Origin of the sequence: Streptomyces sp. RPT161 (genome assembly GCF_027533845.1) — a bacterium.
Lineage (GTDB): Bacteria > Actinomycetota > Actinomycetes > Streptomycetales > Streptomycetaceae > Streptantibioticus_A > Streptantibioticus_A silvisoli_A.
Genome location: NZ_JAPZVN010000010.1, coordinates 42972 through 61819, shown reverse-complemented (window position 1 = coordinate 61819; position 18848 = coordinate 42972). Strand labels below are relative to the sequence as shown.

The window sequence follows — 18848 nt, the reverse complement described above, 5'->3', positions numbered from 1 at the left end:
CCCACGATGGACGCGACGAATGGATCTTAAGGCGGCAAACTGCCGTTCAGCGGCTCACCAAGGTCGGGCCACAAGGGCAATGAGCCCGGTGATTATTCGGAATTACTCGTCTAGCTAGCGGCCTCATGGTCGTACCCCACGCTTTCTCGACGCGTAACCGTACGACCGCCCGCGTCGCCCCGGCGAGGGGCCACGCGGGCGATGATCACCGGCCACTTCAGACCAGCTGCGCGGACACGATCGTCACCGGCTCCTTCGGCACATCGCCGTGCCCGGCCTTGGTCGTGGTGGCAACTCCCTCGATCGCATCTACTACCTCGGTGCCCGCCGAGACCTTGCCGAACACTGCGTAGCCCCAGCCGTCCTGGCCCGGGTAGTTGAGGAAATCGTTGCCGTTGGTGTTGATGAAGAACTGCGCGCTCGCCGAATGCGGGTCCGATGTCCGCGCCATCGCCACCGTGTACTTGTCGTTGCGCAGGCCGTTGTTGGCCTCGTTCTCCACCCGCTGCGGTGCTGCCCTCTGCTGCATGTCTGCGGTCAGGCCGCCGCCCTGAATCATGAAATTGGGGATCACCCGGTGGAAGATGGTGCCATCGTAGTGGCCGGACTCGACGTACTCGACGAAGTTCGCCACCGTCTTCGGCGCCTTCGACTCGTCGAGCTCCAGGGTGATGTCCCCAGCGGAGGTATTCAGCAGAACTGTGGTCATTTGGCCATCGTATGCATATAGCTCGAAGAAACTTCAGGAACAGCCCAAAGCTCATCTCGGCCATGTCTGATGGGCTTTCGTGATCCGGCGTTGCGGAGGTTGTACTCGACGAGGCCAGCCTGGTCGACGGTGGAGGTGTAGCGCAGGGCCGCACCGACGGTCAGGCCGAACAGATCGCAGATCCTGCGGGGATCGCCTCCGGTGGCCTCGGCCTCGTGAAGGAGGCGGTCCTCGCGGAGGCGGCGGGCGGGCATGCCGAGTACGTCGTTGACCTATACGTGGCTGACGGGCTCCACGCCGCAGGCAGTGGTCTGGGACAGGAACAGGTGAGCGTTGGCGGTGCGTGGCCACCGTCTGTTGCGGTAGTCGAGGTAGGCCGCGAGTCGGTCGCGTACGGCGTCGGCGAGCAGGACGGTGCGGTTGGGCAGGAACAGTCTTCCGTCGCGCAGGTCCGTGGTCAGCAGGGTGCGCAGCTCCGTCGAGGTGAGCGCACTCCACCCCTACGCAGACCTTCAACCAGCCGGAACGCGCTCGGCCGACCTACGTAAATTCAGCCACCGCAGGCCCGGATCCGCCGGGTTATCCCCGGGGTGGGGCCGCCAATGGTGGTCGGCTCGTCGGTGTGACATGTGGTCAACGAATCGCACTTGTGGGGCGTGCTCACGACGCCCGGCGGCGGTGCCGCCGCGCAGTAGTCAGCGAGTTGATGAGCTCGTCGCGGCTCATCGTGGATCGACCGGGGATGCCGGCCGCCGTGGCGTGGGAGTACAGCTCGGCCTTGGTCAGCTGTTCAGCTCTGCCCTGCGGGCAGAGCGGCGCTTGGACTCCAACTCACTGGCCCACAGGCCCGCTTCGACATCCGACTCCATGACCGGCTCAACGCACTTCGATCGGGTGAGTCACGAACCACCACCCCCCTGATGGCGCGTCAGTCAAATAGACTCGAAACAGACGCACTGACCAGCACAAATAGAGAAGCGCGACTGGAGTATTAGGCGCCCGCAGATCACACCGCTGGCGATCAGTTGCGGCCGCATCGAGGGGGCCGCCCGCCTTCAGATTCACCAAGAGTGAAATTGCGTTCGATCACGCCTGAGGAATCTCCGGATCAGCAAGAACGCACCCACAGCGATCAAGGCTGCCCCCATGAGGATCAAGATCGCCCCTAGGGTCAACAGAAGCGACCCAATAAGGATCAATAGTGCCCCGATGATGAAGAGAAAGATAGCGAGGACGGTCACGGTTGCCCTCCTGTCCTTCCTCCCGCTCTAGCTTCTCCCCCGCTCCAAGAGTCTCCGATGCCGTCGATGTCTCGGGGGAGTGGGGAGTGCGAGGCGCGGATGATCCCGTAGACGTAACGTGGGGCGATGCCCGCCCGCCCCACGTCCGCAACGTGCCGGCCGCTGTCGCAGTACCTCATTGGCCGCCGCGGTCAGGGAGGCAGGCCATCAACGGTGCTGGAGGCCATCCGAGCAGACGCGTGAGCGTGTGGCATGTCTCAGAATAGTGAATAACATATGAAAGGGCTCTAATCGCATCGGAAGGTGGCAAGCTGATGAGAATGTCCGCAGAACCCGATGCAGGCAGCGGCGCCTCCAACAACCCGCCTTCCTCCATGACCGGGCCCAAGAGCCTGGTGACGGAACGGGGGCGCACCACGATCGCGGACGTGGTGGTGCAGAAGATCGCCGGCATCGCCGCCCGTGAGGTGGCGGGGGTGTACGACCTGGGGACCGGGGGGACGCGGGCGATCGGCGTGGTACGCGAGCGCATCCCGGGCTCACGGCGGCCGAGCGTCACTCAGGGCGTGTCGGTGGAGGTCGGGGAGACGCAAGCCGCCGTAGACGTGGTCATCGTCTGCGAGTACGGCGTATCGATCGCGGAGCTGGCGGCCGCGGTCCGCCGCAACATCATCCAGGCGATCGAAGGCATGACCGGTCTAGAAGTCGTCGAGGTGAACATCGCGGTGGACGATCTCCGCGTGGCCGGGGACACGGACGAGGACACGGGCGCAGGCCCAGCCACGCGCGTGCAATGAGGCGATCCCAGATATCCGGCCCCGCTGCCGCGGCCGAAGCCTCGCCAGCGCTCGAACGGGACCCGGACGCGATCGCGGCCGCCGCTGGCGGCTGTCCGGCGGTCAGCCGTCTGTCCGCGGGCCCAGTCGGCGCCGCAGCTGCCTGTCTGCCGGGGCGGCGCGTGGCCGGGGTGCAGGTCGCAGGAGAAGCGGTGCGCGTGCACGTGGTCGGCCGTCACGGCCATACGATGGCGGAGATCGGGGTGCAGGTGCGCGACGCCGTGGCCGCCGTCGCCCCAGGAGCGATGGTGGACGTGGTCATCGAGGACCTGGACCTCGGCGATCTGCCTCCCGACGGATAAGGCTCGCCAGCCGCTGCCTGTTTACTTCCGCTATTTCTGCTGTGAGGTGCGCTGTGACTCCTACCGCTCTCGGCCTGGGCTTTGGTGTGGCTCTGGGCTTCGCCGGTGTCTTCGGCGGCATCGTCGCCTTCGTCGTGGTCCTGGTCGTGGGGCTGGCCGGCCTGCTCGTCGGCTGGATCGTCGAGGGAGGATTCGACCTGCGGGCATCCCGCGATGCCTACCGCGCCGGTATCCACCGCTCCCGGACGCGGGTGTGAACGGCCCCCCCGGCGGCGCCACTGGCGCGCCGCAGGATCAGGCGTTTGGTCCAGCAGGCGGCCCGGGCCGAACCGTAATTGCCGAACGGGTGGTGGAGAAGATCGCGGCCCGGGTGGTGCAGGAGTCCGAATGGATCGGCGGTGATGTGCCCCGGGTGCTGGGAATGCCCTTCGGACATCGCGGCATGGACCGACCGGCGCGGGTGACGGCTTGGGTCGACGGCCACGTCACCGGCCTGACCATCACCGTCTCCCTCATCTGGGCGGACTCAGCGCGCGCCACCACCCGCCGGCTACGCGCCCATGTCATTGACCGAGTGGAACACCTGACCGGTCTGCACGTGGACCACGTCGACATCGACGTCGCACGGCTGCCGCCACCGCCGCGGCCGGCGCGGAGGATGGGATGAGCGGCGTCGGGCACCGGATCCTGTGCGCGCTAACCGCCCTGGTGCTGACCGCGGCCGGCACGAGCGTGCTCATCGACGTGATCGCGGTGGCAGCAGGCCACCCCACAACGGTCTGGCCGCAGCAGGCCCTGGCCACACACCTCGCAGATAGCCACTGGGGCGACATCACGGTCATGGCGGTGGCGGCCGCGATCGCCGTCCTGGGCCTGCTCCTGCTGCGCGCGGCAGCCTCCCGCGGTCGGCGCCGCCTGGTCCCGCTCCTCAGCGCGGACGAACACACCCGCACCGTCGCCACACGGCGCGGCCTGTGCCGGAGCGTGGCCGAGGCCGTAGGGCAGATCGACGGCGTTGACGCCCACCACACACGGATCGGCCGCCGCCGGGTCAAGGTCAAGGCCACCACACCGCGGCGCAGCATCGAGCAACTGCACGACCTGGTCCGCGACGCGGTCCACGAGCGGTTGGAGGCGCTGCGCACCGACCGCGAGTACCGGGTGACCGTGAAAGTGCGCACCACCGGGAGACGGCCATGAACCGTCCCCCGCACCGCATCAACCGGATCGCACTGGCCCTGGTCGGCCTGGTGCTGCTGGCTGGCGGCGTGCTGGCTCTGCTACGTGGCACTGGGTTCTTCGGCGCGGCCGGTCCGGACGCCGCACTGCTCGTCCCCGGTGAACGTCACTACGCGGCGGCCTCGGGCTGGGTATGGCCCGCAGTCGGCGCCGCAGCCGCCCTGCTAGCCGTCGCCGGCCTGGTATGGGCCCTGGCTCAGCTACGGCGGGCAGGAGTGCGGACCATCGCCCTTGAGGCCGACCTCAGCCGGGGCGCGACCCGACTGAGCGCCGTCGCGGTCACCGACGCACTGGAGGACGAACTGCAGTCGTACCGAGGCGTCCACCGCGCACGTGCCCGTCTCATCCACAGCTCCCGCCACCCTCGCCTCGACCTGCGCATCACCCTCGCCGCCGACGCCGACCCCCGCCCCATCCGCGCCAGGATCGAACAACAAGCCCTGACCCACCTACGACGCGTCCTCGACCAAGAGGACCTGCCCGCCCGGATCCGCCTGGACATTACCCCCCGCCCCGCAGGCGGTCGCATCGGATGAGAGGTGGACCAGTGCCGGGGCCACCGGGGGGACCGAAACCGCGATCACGAACGGCCTCGCGCGGTGGGTGAGTTGGGGCGTCAACTTCAACGTCGATTCCAAGGGGGCGCCTTACTCGGCGACGGCGTTCTTGAAGCTCGACCCAGCTCTCGGAGATGGTTGGTAGGCATTCTTGGCCTGGTCGAGCAGGTGTACTCCTACGGCGTTTTCCGACGGTTGCGGCTCGCTTCGAGGGAAGTCCGATCTCGGGTGTCGCACGCTGGACTGTCCTCGGCGAAGGCTTGACGTCGGAATCCTCGGCTCAGTTGTGGTCACGTGCGCGCATGAGGCAGCGCGGTCTGGTGCACGTGATCAGGAGAGTGACGTGGGCGGCGAGTCTGAGGGGATGACTTCCCCGGCGGAGGTGGTCCGCGGGCTTCGGGCTCTGGTTGCCCCACCGATCAGTGGCGGGAACATCATCGACTGGACGCAGATGGTCGACTACGGCCACGGCTTTCCCGACGACTACCGGGTCTACATGGAGGTCTACGGCGAAGGGATCGAGGTCTATATCCCCTCTTCTCCCGTGCGGGAGGAAACGGACAACGCTCGGTACACAGCGGAGATGGGGGACTTCGACGAGCCCGACATGCTGATCGCGCGTGGAGACGGGGAGAAGCAACAGACTCTCTTCGCCGTGGACTTTAAGGACTACCGGTGGTCGAACCACCTGGTCAGCAAGTTGCGGGCGGACGGCGGGGACAAGGGCAAGGCCGGATGGATCCTCGTGCCCGACCACCGCGAGAGCCAGATACGCCAGCTCACCGAGGGGTGTCGGCGGCACGGGATGAAGGCCGCCACCGCTACGGACTTCCTTGAACTGGTCGTCGAGACCGTCAAGCGGGTGCTGCCCGGTGAGCGACGAACTGACAGTAGAGCAGGCCGGGCTGCTGGTCGCCCTGGCCTTGGCGGCGCACTTCTTTCCGCGCACTGACGACGACGGCAGGATTATCGCCGCGTTCGAAGACGCCGCGTACTTCGCGTACCGCAAGCCGCAGGCGACCACCACGACGACCTCGTCGCCGTGGCCGCCACCCACCCCTGACTAGCCGCAGCTTGAGGGCCGACGGCGGGTTGGGGCCGACGGCTGCGCTGCTCTCGCGTGTAGGAGGCAGGCGCCCAGTACATGCTGCTGTCCCTGCCCCTACGCCGAGTTGACTGCGGCTGCCACCGGCGCCATGGCTCTCGGCTGGCTCATCGTGTGCTCGGCGGGCCATGGCCTGGGCCCGGCACCGGCCTCCCCTGGACGGGCCTCCTGGAGGGCCTGCTGGAGGTCGGTCCTTTGAACTGGCCGCGGGCGGCATCGGGGTGGGGGTGCTGAGGGTGCGATTGCCGAATACCTCATCCGTCGAGGTCAGGACGCATCTCGGTACTCGTGGAGGAGGCCGCCCAGGCGTTCACGCCTTCGAATGTCGGGGTGGGTAGTTTGCCACCGTTCGGTGACCGGTTGGGGGAGTGGGTGTAGCGGGCGGGCGTTGGTGAGCCCTCGGTGTGGCCTGTACTCGTTGTAGAAGTGCTCGAACTCGCGCAACGCGTGGAGCAGGTGGGGCTGGTTCCAGACCAGGGTGCGGTCCAGCAGCTCGCGTCGACAGGTTTGCACCCACCTTTCCATGATGGAGTTCATGCGGGGCATGCGGGCTCCGGTGAGTACGACCTTGATGCCCGCATCATTGAGGATCGCGTCGAACAGTGCCGGAAAACTTCCCGTCCCGGTCCCTGATCATGTAGCGCGCCCGGCATCCGGCGTCCTCAAGGTCCATGACGAGGTTCCTGGCGGCCTGCACCACCCAGGAGGCGGTGGGATGCGCGGTCGCACCGAGAACCCGGATCTTCCGGTTGCATGCTCGATCACTGCGAACACGTACAGCCGAGCCCCGGTCAAGGTCACGGTCTCGAAGAAGTCACACGCCAGGAGTGCCTCCGCTTGCGAGCGCAGAAAGTCCGTCCAGGTAGCAGAGACACGCCTGGAAGTTGGCGGGATGCCGGCGTCCTTCACCCAGACCGTGGATGCGGCCACCTTCACCTCGGATGGCGCATATCAGGCCGCACAACGGCCCCGGGACCGTATGAAGGAGGCGCCGCAGCTTGTCGGCGGAGAGGTGGTGAAGGAGGCCAGCGAGCACGGCGCGGTCGGTGTCGGCGAGTGTGGGCTTGCCGATCTGGCGCTGCCGACCCAGCAGTTGGTGGCGCAGCGTGTCACATCCCAGCCACCAAAGTCATTCGGTTCCGGGGTCCCAGGGCAGAAGCGGGCCCAGCGGGCCAAGGTCAATGTTCAGGTCTTCCGGTGACAGGCCGAAGTGCTCGCGCAGCTCGGTCATCCGCTCCTCCAGTGCCATCAAAGTGAGTCCGATCTCCTCGACCTGCTGTCCGGTCAGGTCGCCCTCGTCGATGCGACGTAGCGCTTGACGCTCCATCAGTTGCCGTAGAAGTTCAATAATGGTCAGGACCAGACCCGCCAGCCCACGCTCGACCGACTCACGATCCATAGCGACACGTCGGCCCACTCCTGGCTCGTGGTCGACGCCAGTTCGGCGGCCGACTACAGTGCCTTCAGACAGTTCTGGCTCTTCGCTGCGTTCGTCGCCATCGGCTGCTGAGTCGCGCCGTGGCTTGTTGTCGCCGATGCCGGTCACCGTGAGGTTCCTTCTTGGAGTTCCTCGGGGAGGCGGCCTCTGTCCGGCCTTGAAGCTGCGCGCACTGACGCTACGAGCGCGCGGAGGGAGACCCGCACGAGGTCGACATCGGCGATGGACAGGGTGATCTCTCCGGCGATGACGACACCTCCGGCTAGCACACGGTCGAGCAGGTCGACGAGAGCTACTTGTCGGCCCCGGAGTGCGGGAGGCGTCGCGTTGGGCAAGTCCTCGCCGCGCGAAGTACTCACGTGGTATCTCCCTGCTGCACTTCTTCCTCGTCCCCGGTGAAGGAGTAGGCCGGCCAGGGACCGCTGAGTTCCAGTCGCACCTCGGGGAAGCGTGCGTCACATGAGGTCACCAGTGCCGCGAACTGTTGGGCGCGATCGTCATCGACCAGGTAGGAGTCATTGAGGACCATCCACCCCCGGTACTGGGCGAGCCGAGCGTCCTGTGGCGGGTGCTGTACGGTGCGGGTGGCCACCTCCTTCAGCGCTGTCCGGATCTCTTCCGCACGCTGGAGCGCGCGCTGCTGCGCATCTTGCTGTCCCTGCCGCTGTGCTCTGCGACGCAGGAGGTAGGCAGTTCCGGGGCTGTCATCCGCCCCGGATTGCTCGGGAGTTGTGGGGAGTGCATCCGGGTCTACATAGGCCTTGACTCCCCACTCAGTACGCCCCCTAACGCGCTCCAGGGCCGCTTCGAAATCGGCGGCGCGCTCCATCAGGACGTCTTTGACAGCAGAGTCGTCGTGGTAGATCGTGGCGAACCGCAAGGGGACCACGTCTCCTGTGTTGCCCACCGCATCAATCACTTGGTGATGTGCGCGAGCGGTCTGTTCCAGCCAGGACAGATCCTCCAGGTGGTTCCGCAAGGGTTCTTCCGCGAAGTCACTCAACGGGACGGATCCGACGACAGCCGAAACGCCCTCCCCCGCGATGAGGCGCACCGGCCCACTCGCGACGCCCGTCAGCTCGGTGGTCTGCACGCACTGTGTGGCAGGGACCACCGCATAGAGCCAGACTGCGAAGTCTTCGGTCATGGTGACGCGTCTCCGCTCTGCTCGGAGGTTCCTTCGTCGTCCGGGCGCTGGTGTGGCGCCTCTTCCTCGGCCTGTCGCCCCCCGGACTCGATCGCACCGTCAGATTGCGTGTTCCGCCCCGCTTGGAGCTCACCGATGCGTTGGCGAAGACGACGGTTCTCCTCAAGCACATCGCGCTTTCCGGAAGACAGCGACGGATCGTGTTCCCACCAGTCGATGCCCATCTCGCGAGCCCTGTCCACAGAGGCAACGATCAGCCGGATCTTGATCGTCAAGAGCTCGATGTCGAGGAGGTTGATTCGGATGTCCCCAGCGATGACGATTCCCTTGTCAAGGACACGTTCAAGGATGTCGGCCAGGTTCGCCGGCTGCGGGTGGGCCACCTCACGTGAGGTTGCAGGACTTCTGCTGACGCCGCTCCACACCGGCTGCTGACTCATACCTCACTTCTCCTCTGCTCGGCCGCGGTAGTACCGGTCGGAACGGCCGTACGAGATGAGCTCGCCCCGGTCGTCCACCTCGACGCGATACACCGCGAGGATGTCCGTGGAATCCGGTATCCGGTGGGACTCGACGACCTCGATGCCGACGCGCCATCCGTTGTCGGTCCGTTCCAGTGACGTCACGCTCTCGGGCTGCCGCCCGGTGAGGCCCGCCACCTGCTCGGCGGCGCACTTTGCCGCCTTCCGTGCGGTGATCGCCGAGTGCTGGCGGTGGTGCGCCTTCTCGGCCTTGTCCTCCTCGTTCTCGTTGTGGCCGACGGGCTCCAAACCTGCTCGCCGGGTATTTCGCTCGTAGTCTTCCGCGCGTCCTTGCGCCGCCTTCCTGCGGGAGGCGGGGCGCCGCGCGTCTTGACTGTCGCGGCGGTGGCGCGAGGAGTCGCTCGGGCCCCCGTTGCCTGCTCGGGGCACGACTCACACCTCCAGGCCGCCGAGCGGCGGCCCAGATGCCAGCAAGCGGCGCACAAGGTCCTCCTGCAGGCGAGCGGCCTCGTCCTCAGGGATCTCTCCGGCGTCCCGTGCTCGCTCGACCTCAGCCAAGCGCCGACGCAGCGCCTTCGGGTTCTCGGTCTGCCGAAGGGCCTCGTCACGCACCTGCTCGGCAACCCAGATCACGCCACGGACCGGCGCGAGCGGCAAGGTGAGCAATCCAGTGATCAACCCCATGCTTAACCTTCTTCCTCCCCGCGGTCGCCCATGGCATTCGCCACGAAGTCGTACGGCGCGAGCGGCCCCAACAACTGGAGCCGGAGCCTGCCGTGCAAGCGACGGGCCAGGTCCTCTGCGGCTTCTTCGAAGTCCGTTCGGCGCGCGTCCTCCACCAAGAAGGAAGCATCCACGAGGCCGTCCTCCGATGAGGACTCCGACACGGCCGTCGCGACCGCCGAGGGCGCCAAGCACTTTTGGACCAAGGCCGCGTCCGCGTCACCCTTGGCGGCGACAGCTTCCGCCACGAGCTGGCCCAGTTCGATCCGCTGATAGTAGCCAGCCTCGCCGGACAACTTCTCTAGCTCTTCCCGCAACTTCACGATGTCGGGCCGCTCGTCCAGCACTTCACGCAATACTGCCTCTTGGTTGTACTGCGCCTTCAACGTGAACTGTGCACAGCCTTTCAAACGCTCCAAAGCGGCAACGAAGGCGTCGTAGCCGCTGGCGAGTACATTCTCTGCGACCGACTGCGCGTCCTCCACTACTGTGCCGAAGCGGAACGGCAGCACGGGCGCCTCTGCGGCAGCCAGGGTGTTGAGCACTCTGGCATGGGCCTGTAGGTCTTCCGGCGCACCGAGCGGCCGGTCGGTGGGTATTTCACTCACCACCGCGGCGATGGCGCGGTGCGGGACGAATGTCACGGGCGCGTTGGGGTTGCCGACTGCGGGCAGGTCTCCGAGTGCGGTGGCGGTGTCGGATTCCCGGACCACGCCGTATACGTAGCAGGCGCACATAACGGCCTCCCGACGTGCTGCGCTGGCCGCGGACTCATCGTTGTCGGTCCTTGCGACTCATAGGACGAGACCTGCCTTGGGGATGTTCCTCGTGTTCCACCTCGCGCTCGCCCTCGTCTTCTTCCTCATCGCCCTCGCCACCGCCAAGGACGTTGCCGACGGTGTCCTTGACGCCTTCCAGGACACCCTTCGTCTTGTGCTCGGCGCCTCCCTCGCGGATCTCTTCCATCATTCCCGGCAGGCCGCGCGTCTCGGTCCCACTGCGGGCAAGATCGAGTCGGTTGACGGCCTCGGCGAAGCGCAGATAGGTATCAACGCTTGCCACTACGACTCGTGCGTCTATCGTGAGAAGTTCGATCCCCACCAGGGAGACCCGGACATAGACATCGATCACCAGACCCTTGTCCAAGATCAGGTCGATCACTTCGACCAGACCGCCCCCTGAGGGCCTGTCCAGGTACTGCCCCTGTCGACTAGCTACGGTCATCGCCCTCACCGGGCCCTCTCCGCGGACCGGCGCTGGGGACGTCGCGCCCGCTCGTCCTCGGACTCACTGTTGTCCTCGGCTTCACTGTCGTCCTCGGGCCCTTCTTCACCCTCCGCTTCTTCCTCGTCGCCCTCCTCGTCGTCACGGTCTTCTTCGTCCTCTTGGCCCTCTTCGGCCTCGGGGCGTCCTTCTTCTTCCTCCCCTGCTGAAGTTCCCCGCTCTTCGCGGCCCTCTTCTTCCTCCCGCACCTCCTCGTCGCTGCGCACCACCTCTCCGTCAAGTACCTCGCCCCTCCACCCGTGGATGTCATCGGGGTTCAATATCGCCTCGGTCATGACATGGCGCTGGAAATGCTTGAGCTCCAGCCGTGCCCGCCGCCCTTGAGCCCGCCATATGTTCCCGGTCCGCTCGAAAAAGCCTTGGGGGTGGTACTGAAGAACCATGACGATTTTGGTCAGGTCAGGCGTCAACTCATGGAAGGTGACCGCCCCATCGACATGCCCCTTCTCCGCCTCCGACTCCCAGATGATGCGCTCATCGGGCACCTGCTCGATGACTCTGGCCTTCCACTTGCGGTGCGAGAAAAAGACCTGAGCCTTCCAGTCGAGCTCGGTTTCAGACTGCTGTTTGACGCTCTCCACCTTCTTCATGAAGGTCGGGAAGTCCTCGAACTGGGTCCACTGGTTGTAGGCGAGTGACACTGGCACGCCCACGTCGATGCTTTCGACGATGTTGGTGACCTTGATCTTCTTACCCTTGTCGCCGCCTCCGTCGTGGCCGCCGACGACATCCTTCACCTTCTCCTTGACCTGAGTCATTCCGGCATTCAGCAAGGAGGTGACCATGGACTTCCCCTCCGTCAGGCTGCGCCCACCGGTGAGCAGGGCGGTCAGCCCCGTACCGCCGTTGTTCGCGTAATCGGTGAGCCGCTCCGTCGCATCCCCGATCTTGCCCGCGACCCCCGTGAGGGCCCGCTCACCCGCCGCAGTGATCAGATTCTGCGCCTCCTCGAGTAGACGATCTGTGGGCAGTTCCTGAAGGAGACCACCAGCGCCACTCACAGCACGTTTGCCCGAACGATCAGCCATACGTCATCACCCTCGGCTCCGCCGCGCCGGCCTGCCGGAAGCGGTCCCAGCGGCGGACCGTCCACCGGATGTTCCTTCTCGGTCTGCCCTCTTCGTCCGGCTCCCCGCCGACGAAGGCTTTGTGGATGCTCGCGCGGATCCACTCGACTTCGACGCGCCCTCGGTCCCACTCCTGCTGCGGCTGCCACGACTACTTGCGCCGCCGCGCCGCGCAGCCTTGCGCCTGCGGGGCGTCTCCTCCCCACCGTCCTCGTCGCTGTCCTCCTCAGCCTCGCCAGGCGGTTCTCGGAGGGAGGCTGCGCGCTCCCCCATCTTGTCGCTCAATTCGTTGATCCGAGTGCCAACCGCCGCGACGGCCGCGCTACGGCCAGCCGTCAACAGATCGCTACGGATGTCCTGGGCGAGCCGCCCCATTTGCGGCGATTTCAGTAGTCCGGCGGGGAGTCCGCCCCCGTTCGCACGGAGCCGCTTCCCCGCCGCCAGGCCGGCAAGTGCCAACGCCCACCGCGCCTTGTGGAGGCGCCCCAAGAGGTAGCCGCCCGCGAGCGCGAGAGCGACCTGTCCGTTCTTCATAACTCTGCTCCCTTCCGCATCAGTACCGATGCGCCGCCGGAGACACCATGAACGGATGCCGCGATCTGCCGCCGCGTGACTTCGGCTGAACGCGCTACGCCCACTCCCACCGCGCTCGCCTGCACCGCCATACCGGGAACAAGGAGCACGGAACAGAACGGGTTTAGAGTCAAGTATGAAGCATTTGAGCGTGTTCGTCCGAATAGGTGCGGATCCACTGAGGAGCCTCGACTGCTCGCTGTAGGTGACCACAGGGCTGTCGTCATCGGCTGCATCCGCGCCAGCGCAAGGAAGGCTCGACACGCAGCCGATCACGGGAGATCCGCTCAGTATCGACATAAGCCCGGAGGGTGACATGGGCATCGGCAAGAAAGCCAAGAACCTCAGCAAAACGGCAGAAGGCAAGACCAAGAAAGTCACGGGCGAGGCCACGAGCAACGAAAGCCTGAAGGCGAAGGGGAAGGCAGAGCAGGTCAAGGGCGACGCCAAACAAGCCGCCGAGAAGACGAAGGACACCTTCAAGCACTGATTACCCGTCCCACGCGACCGACCGGTAGCCGGTCGGCCGCGTGGCAATCTGCCGTCAAGCCCTCTCATTACGATGCGACACCACCACGCGCACCCTGCGGGTCCAGGTGGGTGCACCCGGCCGCAGTACGCGCGCTGGTAGTAACACCAATGACGGGCTCCGGCCGACATCGGGACGCACGGCAGTTCGCCACGGCGCTCAGCCGCCACCTGTACGTCATGCGGGACAGTGTGGCCGTGCGGGACAGTGCGGCTGATGCCGAGGACTTTCGACGTTTGGAAGAGACCAAGGACAACTTTCGCGACCGCTGGTCCGAGGCGCTGATGATCGGTCCCGACACGGTGATCTCTCCGGATCACGAAGTAAACGAGGCACTGACTCGGGTCTACGGATTGGTCAAGCGCCTGAAGCGCCTGAAGCAGGGAATCCCCGGCCGGGTGAAGCCGCACGATCAGGGGCCGAGGCGCATCATCGACCCCATGCGTGAAGCCATGCGCCGTGATCTGGGTTTGTGTGAGGAGGAGCGTCCCAGAGCAGGGTCAGCTTAAGGCCATGTGCGATCAACGTGTCGTGTGCTGGTTGCGCAGCCCGATCCTCCGTTACCCGACCACGGTGAGGTTGTGCAGGCGAGCGATGTCGAGCATGGCGTGGTGAACGCCGTCACCTTTCAGTCGGCAGCCACCCAGGAGCTTCCAGCCTTTAATCCGGGCGGAAGCGTGCTCGACGCGGGCGCGGATCTTGCGGTGAGACGCGTTGTGTTCTTCTTTCCAGGCCGGGACTTCGGCCCCGCCGCTCTCGCGTCGGTGCGGGATGACCAGGCCGGTGTGTCTCGGTAGCCGCCGTCCGCGATCACGGTAGTGCGGCTGGCGGCGTCCTTCGCGCCGGACAGCTCCCACGCCTTTGCAGTCGTTGCGGTTGCCGGGCTCTGCCTGGCCGACGGCTACCAGGAACCGGGTGTCGGCATCGATGACAACTTGGTGGTTGGTCAAGTACCTGTAATTCTTCGACCGCTCGGCGATGTTGTGGTCACGGGTGGGCACCAGGGTTCCGTCCACGATCAGTACGTTGTCCTTGCGGAACCGGCTGCGCGGCTGGAGTGCGAGCGACGGCCCGAGCTCGTCGATGATTCGGTCGGCTGCGGACTTGGACACCGAACAGCGGAGTGGGGTGAGCAGCAGAACTCGATCCTCCGCAGGCTCCACGGCCGGCCTTGCGTACTGGGGCTGTCGCCCCGCAGTTCGCCCTCGGCGGCTTGGCGGCACCGCTGGTCGGCCTGGACGGAACCAGGTCCGCCGCACCCATGGCCTGGGCGGTCGTCAGCTTCTCGACGGCAGGGCTGCTGGTCTACGCGCTATCGGTGCTCAAGGCTGGCGCTCAAGAGCCCGAATAGTGTGACCCTGAGCTTCAGGACGACGCTAATGCCGCGGCGCAACCCACTCCCGCCGAAGCCTACTGCTCGACTGTCGGTGTGGGGGCGCGGCGCGCAGGCCGCGATCGGTCCTGAGGCCGACGTGACGCTATGGGGCTAAAGTGGTGGGATAGGGGAAAGGGGGAATTTGGTAGGGGCGTCCATGAGGCTCTAGGGGGAGAGCGAAGAGTTCGATCTGCGGGACACGGAGTCAGCAGACCGCGTGAGTCAATCGACGATTGGAGATCCATTGTGGGAATCGTCGCTTGGGTAGTGCTTGGATTGCTGGCCGGCATTATCGCCAAGATACTGATGCCAGGAAAGGACCCGGGCGGGTGCGTGGTGACGATGGTCCTCGGCGTCGCGGGGGGTCTACTCGGCGGCTGGCTCGGGAAGGTGATCTTCCACGTCCACTCCATCAAGGGGTTCTTCCATCTTTCCACCTGGATTGCGGCCATCGTCGGCTCGATCATCATCCTTATTTTCTACCGCCTCACTCTGGGACGACATCAGCAGAAGCGATAGGTAAGTCGCGTCACGCGCAGCTCACCCCCAGCACAGGTCTTAGCGCTGCAAGGAGTTCGCTGGCTGTGAGCTGATTGACCCTCAGGCTGCTCGGTGACGCACGCTGCCAAAGATCAGAATCAGTTGTGCGCTCTTCGCGCAGAGAGTGCACGAATCTTCCGTGTGCGGGCTTCAGCGGGGCTGCGCGGCGGATGCTCTTCGTCGCGGAGTGGCTGTAGCAGAGCGAGCCACGCGAAGGTCTGCGCGGCGAGGGACAAGTCATTCGCACGAGCGTGATATCGGATTCATGCCCGACCGCGGGCGACGCTCAAGAGAGCCGCAGGCACTGGCGAAAACGTCGGTCGTCGCGAACGGCGAGTTCCTCGGACACGACCAGGTCGAGGAAGTCGAGGCAGTCCCTCTTCCCTTCGTCAGCCCTGTGAGTGCCGGAAAGTTCATCCATGTTGTTCAAGCCGTATATCGGTATTCGTGGAGGCTTCCGCCGAGCCGGTCACGGCGGCGTATGTTCAGTTGGGCGATCCAGTCCGGCTCTGTGATCAGCATGGGCCGCGCTCTCAGGGATGAACCTTGGGCGTGGGCGCGGTGGGGGCGGTGGGTGTTGTAGTGGTGTTCGAACGCGCGTATGGCGCTGAGGAGACGCTGTTCCAGATCAGCGTCCGGTCGAGGAGTTCACGTCGGCAGGTGGCTACTCAGCGTTCCATGACCGGTTCCAACGGCGCTCGGTCGGCTTGTCGTTGGAGCACGGCGAGCTGATGCCGCAGCACCAGCAGTTCGACGTCTTTGGCCGCGCTACCCATCAGCCGTAGGCCTGCCAGCTCCAGCGCCTTCCGTGTCAGCAGGTAGATCCATGACCACCGCATGGACTCGGATCATCCTCGGTCTAATACTGCTCCCGCAGAAGAATGCACCAGCTCAGCGGCCCGAACCGGGGTTTTCACGCGGCACAGGGTGAGTTATCGGCAAGGGCAGGGTTGTTGATGAGCGCGGCAGGAGGTCGAGTCCACGCTCACCATGCTCCAGTCGATCCGGCCCTCTGCGTCGGCTTCGGCCTGGAGAGTCTGCAGGACCTTGTCCCACGTGCCGTCCGCTCGTAGACGGACTTTCATGCCCCGAAACGCGCAGGTAAATCCCGCCACGGGACGCTCGTCCGCTCGCGGAAGAAATCCCGTTGATCACCCTGCGATGGCTGGCCCAACGTCCGCCCCGCTGCAGATTCGGCTTCAGTCGTGCCCACTCGGCATTCGTCAGATCGCCTCGGCCCATGCCCAACACGCAGCCACGAGTACCGAACGGTTCAAAGATCCGCCGGACAGACCTTAGCCGCGGATGTCCGTCAAACCGAAACAAGCCCACAGCCCGTCGTCGTGGGTCTACCACCAGCAACCCGCGACGATGGCCGGACTGGCGAGCTGTGTCAACTGGCGTTCCGCGGCTGGAGCGGCTCCGATCACACTCTGTGAGAACTGGCGCCAGCGGCATAGGAGTTGACGTGATTGCCACCCGCGCAAGACATGAGCGCGGGTTCGGACGGAATGTCAACCCCTGGTACAGGCGTGATGGGCGCAGAAATGCTTCCGTGGAAGCATGCTCCCGCGCATGCGCTGCTACTTGTGCGCCCCGTCGTGCTTCTGGGCTCAGTCTCACCGAGCTATGGGGTCGCCGTGGCCCTTCGCTGGTCCCCGCGGCTTCAGTTGTGCCGAAGCGTGAGTCGCCTGACAGGTGCGAGGTGTATGTTTCGGCAACCGCCTTTGGGGGAGGCGTTGGCGGGCAACCGTGTGGTGACGACCGGCACGACGGTTGTGCCGGGCGAGGCCCTGTCGAAGCGACCGGGCGGTCAGAGTAAGCACTCGACAAAAGGGCACCTTTGTTCAACCTCGGGGGGTTGCTATCGGGTGACTCACCGTGAAAACTGGGCCCGAGTTCGACCGAGACGAAGGCGTGGAGTGCGCATTGTGCCAACTGTCGGACAGCGCTTTTCAGATGCGCGTAGCCTCTCATCATGCCTTGTGCTTTCGGCGCTTGGTGGGCGGCCAGCGGCCCCGGATGCGCTCGACCGGAGTACTGTGCGACGGTCGCGCGGAAGGTGTCGCTGGGAGCGCCATGTTGCTTGGTCCGTGAGGCGGGAGCCGTACGTTTCTCGTGGACGCAGGCGAGCCGGGAGCGCGGACCCGCAGCTGTGGTGACGGTGCTCGAAGCACCTCAGTGACGAACGCGTGACGGCCGCCCGCCTACGGGACCGCGACGTCACCTCACTGTGCCGGGCATATCGCGCACCGGTCGGCTGAGCCAGCGGAAGACACTACGGTTCGCCGCGGGTCGGCAGGCCGGGGAACATACCGCGGCCATGGGGTTTCCCCAGGAACGGTCCCGCGGACGCGTCGCGCGACGGTCCTCCTGCGGCGCGTTATGCCGACGTTGCGCGGAACCTCTCAAGTGCGTGCCGCCGATGCAAGGGAGAAAAGGTGACCACTGAACAGACGACGCCGCCCGCGTCGGTTCTGGAAGAGTTAGCGGGACGGTGGCGGTCCTTACGCGAAGCCGGGCCCGTCCGGTACGACGACGCACAGGGCACGTGGCGGGTGGTCGATCACGCGGACGTCGCCGCCGTACTCGCGGACCCGGTGACGTACTCCTCTGATCTCTCCCCGATCGCCCCCAGCCAGCCCGACTTCGAGGCGTTTCGCCAGGGCAACTTCGTCGGTATGGACCCCCCGGAGCACCGCAAGCTGCGCGCCCTGGTGAGCCAGGCGTTCACCCCGCGCGTAGTGCACGGACTGGCGCCGCGCATCGAGGAGGTGTGCGCGCGGTTGCTGGACGCCGTCGCGGACCGAGACCACTTCGACGTGGTCGACGCACTGGCCTATCCTCTCCCAATCATCGTCATCGCCGAACTGCTCGGCGTGCCCGCCGCTGACCACGAACTCTTCAAGGAATGGGCGAGCATCCTCTTCGGAGGGGACCAACTCGGTGAGGCGGCCGGCATGGCCGATCTCGAGCGGGCACTGGAAGCCATCGCACCGACCGTGCGTGAGATGAACGACTACGTTCTAGACCATATCCGCCACCGCCGCGCGCACCCAGCGGACGACCTCACCGGCAAGCTCCTCTCGGCAGAGGTGGACGGCGTCCGCCTGGAGGACCAGGAGATGGTCGGTTTCGTGGCTTTGCTGTTAGTCGCCGGGCACATCACCACGACGGCGCTGCTGGGCAACGCCATCGTCACCTTCGACCGGCACCCCGGCACGCTCAGCGCTCTGCGCGACGATCCCGGCAAGCTGCCGGACGCCGTGGAGGAGGTGCTGCGCTGGCTGCCGCCCTTCCCCGAGTTGGGGCGCCGCACCACTCGGCCGGTGATGCTCGGCGGTCACGAGATCCCGCCCGACAGCCTGCTGATGGCCCACCTGGGCGCAGCCAACCGCGATCCGTCCCGATTCACCGCACCCGAAGTCTTCGACGTCTCCCGAAGTCCCAATCCCCATCTGACCTTCGGTCACGGCATCCACTTCTGCTTCGGCGCGCCGCTGGCCCGGCTGGAGGCGCGGGTCGCGTTGAATTCGTTGCTTAAACGTTTCTGCGCGATCGACGTCCCGTCCCACGACGACATCACGTTCCAGAACCCGGCGGTCATCGTCGGCGTACGCCATCTGCCCGTCGAGGTCACCAGACCGTCGCGCACGTGCTGACGCTGTGTGTCCGGGCCCCGCGCCGCTCACCTCGCGGGC

At 65.9% G+C, this 18848-nt stretch carries 25 protein-coding genes and 3 pseudogenes; 12 read left to right on the top strand and 16 right to left on the bottom strand.

All coding sequences use genetic code 11. The features are described 5' to 3' along the window. Positions 1-217: 217 nt before the first annotated feature. Both O5O46_RS20470 and O5O46_RS20465 read right to left on the bottom strand, forming a co-directional pair. Positions 218-709, bottom strand: a complete 492-nt coding sequence (locus O5O46_RS20470) for a peptidylprolyl isomerase (RefSeq protein WP_269856968.1) — start codon at positions 707-709, stop codon at positions 218-220. Beyond that, positions 706-963: a hypothetical protein gene (locus tag O5O46_RS20465; protein WP_269856967.1), complete on the bottom strand. Its 258-nt coding sequence runs from the start codon at positions 961-963 to the stop codon at positions 706-708. Before O5O46_RS20465 ends, O5O46_RS20470 begins: the two co-directional genes overlap by 4 nt. A gap of 1307 nt (positions 964-2270) precedes the next feature. Here O5O46_RS20465 and O5O46_RS20460 point away from each other — a divergent pair. From O5O46_RS20460 to O5O46_RS20430, 7 genes are all read left to right on the top strand, one after another. Beyond that, a complete protein-coding gene (locus tag O5O46_RS20460) occupies positions 2271-2747 on the top strand; it encodes an Asp23/Gls24 family envelope stress response protein (protein WP_269856966.1) in 477 nt (158 codons plus the stop codon). Further along, positions 2744-3088: a hypothetical protein gene (locus O5O46_RS20455; RefSeq protein WP_269856965.1), complete on the top strand. Its 345-nt coding sequence runs from the start codon at positions 2744-2746 to the stop codon at positions 3086-3088. Before O5O46_RS20460 ends, O5O46_RS20455 begins: the two co-directional genes overlap by 4 nt. 53 nt (positions 3089-3141) lie before the next feature. Next, positions 3142-3345, top strand: a complete 204-nt coding sequence (locus tag O5O46_RS20450) for a hypothetical protein (RefSeq protein WP_269856964.1) — start codon at positions 3142-3144, stop codon at positions 3343-3345. A gap of 92 nt (positions 3346-3437) precedes the next feature. Beyond that, the gene (locus O5O46_RS20445) at positions 3438-3755 is read left to right on the top strand and encodes a hypothetical protein (RefSeq protein WP_269856963.1); all 318 of its coding nucleotides are present in this window, start codon (positions 3438-3440) and stop codon (positions 3753-3755) included. Then, a complete protein-coding gene (locus tag O5O46_RS20440; protein ID WP_269856962.1) occupies positions 3752-4288 on the top strand; it encodes a DUF6286 domain-containing protein in 537 nt (178 codons plus the stop codon). The genes O5O46_RS20445 and O5O46_RS20440 overlap by 4 nt, the downstream gene beginning before the upstream one ends. Continuing rightward, positions 4285-4863, top strand: a complete 579-nt coding sequence (gene amaP, locus O5O46_RS20435) for an alkaline shock response membrane anchor protein AmaP (protein WP_269856961.1) — start codon at positions 4285-4287, stop codon at positions 4861-4863. The genes O5O46_RS20440 and amaP overlap by 4 nt, the downstream gene beginning before the upstream one ends. A 364-nt stretch (positions 4864-5227) precedes the next feature. Next, entirely contained in the window at positions 5228-5836 is a 609-nt protein-coding gene (locus O5O46_RS20430; RefSeq protein ID WP_269856960.1) for a restriction endonuclease-related protein, read from the top strand. A 420-nt stretch (positions 5837-6256) separates the two neighbouring features. On the opposite strand, the pseudogene O5O46_RS20425 reads toward O5O46_RS20430, so the two are convergent. From O5O46_RS20425 to O5O46_RS20380, 10 genes and pseudogenes are all read right to left on the bottom strand, one after another. Next, positions 6257-7109: pseudogene (locus tag O5O46_RS20425) on the bottom strand (integrase core domain-containing protein). 9 nt (positions 7110-7118) lie between these two features. Further along, positions 7119-7388: a gas vesicle protein K gene (locus O5O46_RS20420; protein WP_269857114.1), complete on the bottom strand. Its 270-nt coding sequence runs from the start codon at positions 7386-7388 to the stop codon at positions 7119-7121. A gap of 143 nt (positions 7389-7531) precedes the next feature. Continuing rightward, complete coding sequence (locus tag O5O46_RS20415; protein ID WP_443072580.1) at positions 7532-7786, bottom strand: gas vesicle protein; 255 nt, start codon at positions 7784-7786, stop codon at positions 7532-7534. After that, the gene (locus tag O5O46_RS20410; protein ID WP_269856959.1) at positions 7783-8574 is read right to left on the bottom strand and encodes a GvpL/GvpF family gas vesicle protein; all 792 of its coding nucleotides are present in this window, start codon (positions 8572-8574) and stop codon (positions 7783-7785) included. The genes O5O46_RS20415 and O5O46_RS20410 overlap by 4 nt, the downstream gene beginning before the upstream one ends. Then, the gene (locus O5O46_RS20405) at positions 8571-9014 is read right to left on the bottom strand and encodes a gas vesicle protein (RefSeq protein ID WP_269856958.1); all 444 of its coding nucleotides are present in this window, start codon (positions 9012-9014) and stop codon (positions 8571-8573) included. The genes O5O46_RS20410 and O5O46_RS20405 overlap by 4 nt, the downstream gene beginning before the upstream one ends. Before the next feature lie 3 nt (positions 9015-9017). Continuing rightward, positions 9018-9344: a gas vesicle protein GvpO gene (locus O5O46_RS20400; RefSeq protein ID WP_269856957.1), complete on the bottom strand. Its 327-nt coding sequence runs from the start codon at positions 9342-9344 to the stop codon at positions 9018-9020. A 144-nt stretch (positions 9345-9488) separates the two neighbouring features. After that, complete coding sequence (gene ccmI / locus O5O46_RS20395) at positions 9489-9740, bottom strand: c-type cytochrome biogenesis protein CcmI (protein WP_269856956.1); 252 nt, start codon at positions 9738-9740, stop codon at positions 9489-9491. Between the two features lie 2 nt (positions 9741-9742). Next, on the bottom strand, positions 9743-10516 hold the full coding sequence (locus tag O5O46_RS20390; RefSeq protein ID WP_269856955.1) for a GvpL/GvpF family gas vesicle protein: 774 nt from the start codon (positions 10514-10516) through the stop codon (positions 9743-9745). Between the two features lie 34 nt (positions 10517-10550). Beyond that, entirely contained in the window at positions 10551-11003 is a 453-nt protein-coding gene (gvpJ, locus tag O5O46_RS20385) for a gas vesicle protein GvpJ (RefSeq protein ID WP_269856954.1), read from the bottom strand. A 5-nt stretch (positions 11004-11008) separates the two neighbouring features. Beyond that, positions 11009-12091 carry an SRPBCC family protein gene (locus O5O46_RS20380; RefSeq protein WP_269856953.1) on the bottom strand — a complete coding sequence of 361 codons (1083 nt, stop codon included), beginning with the start codon at positions 12089-12091 and terminating at the stop codon, positions 11009-11011. A gap of 817 nt (positions 12092-12908) precedes the next feature. Between O5O46_RS20380 and O5O46_RS35350 the strand changes: the two genes are divergently transcribed. Then, on the top strand, positions 12909-13193 hold the full coding sequence (locus O5O46_RS35350; RefSeq protein ID WP_333482408.1) for a CsbD family protein: 285 nt from the start codon (positions 12909-12911) through the stop codon (positions 13191-13193). A 149-nt stretch (positions 13194-13342) separates the two neighbouring features. Continuing rightward, on the top strand, positions 13343-13741 hold the full coding sequence (locus O5O46_RS20370) for a hypothetical protein (protein WP_269856952.1): 399 nt from the start codon (positions 13343-13345) through the stop codon (positions 13739-13741). A gap of 51 nt (positions 13742-13792) precedes the next feature. Here the strand turns inward: O5O46_RS20370 and O5O46_RS20365 are convergent, their stop codons facing one another. After that, a complete protein-coding gene (locus tag O5O46_RS20365; RefSeq protein WP_269856951.1) occupies positions 13793-14248 on the bottom strand; it encodes a transposase in 456 nt (151 codons plus the stop codon). A 155-nt stretch (positions 14249-14403) separates the two neighbouring features. Between O5O46_RS20365 and O5O46_RS20360 the strand changes: the two genes are divergently transcribed. Beyond that, positions 14404-14583, top strand: coding sequence for a hypothetical protein (locus tag O5O46_RS20360; protein ID WP_269856950.1), 180 nt, complete (start codon positions 14404-14406; stop codon positions 14581-14583). A gap of 270 nt (positions 14584-14853) precedes the next feature. After that, entirely contained in the window at positions 14854-15126 is a 273-nt protein-coding gene (locus tag O5O46_RS20355; protein ID WP_269856949.1) for a GlsB/YeaQ/YmgE family stress response membrane protein, read from the top strand. Positions 15127-15436: 310 nt separating this feature from the next. Here O5O46_RS20355 and O5O46_RS35585 read toward each other — a convergent pair. From O5O46_RS35585 to O5O46_RS20345, 3 genes and pseudogenes are all read right to left on the bottom strand, one after another. Further along, positions 15437-15544 (bottom strand): annotated as a pseudogene (locus O5O46_RS35585) (AAA family ATPase); the annotation flags it as partial. A 271-nt stretch (positions 15545-15815) separates the two neighbouring features. Next, positions 15816-15986, bottom strand: coding sequence for an integrase (locus tag O5O46_RS20350; protein ID WP_269856948.1), 171 nt, complete (start codon positions 15984-15986; stop codon positions 15816-15818). Positions 15987-16100: 114 nt separating this feature from the next. Beyond that, a pseudogene (locus O5O46_RS20345) lies at positions 16101-16389 on the bottom strand (transposase); the annotation flags it as partial. Positions 16390-17588: 1199 nt separating this feature from the next. Between O5O46_RS20345 and O5O46_RS20340 the strand changes: the two are divergent. After that, complete coding sequence (locus O5O46_RS20340; protein WP_269856947.1) at positions 17589-18809, top strand: cytochrome P450; 1221 nt, start codon at positions 17589-17591, stop codon at positions 18807-18809. The last annotated feature ends 39 nt before the right edge of the window (positions 18810-18848 follow it).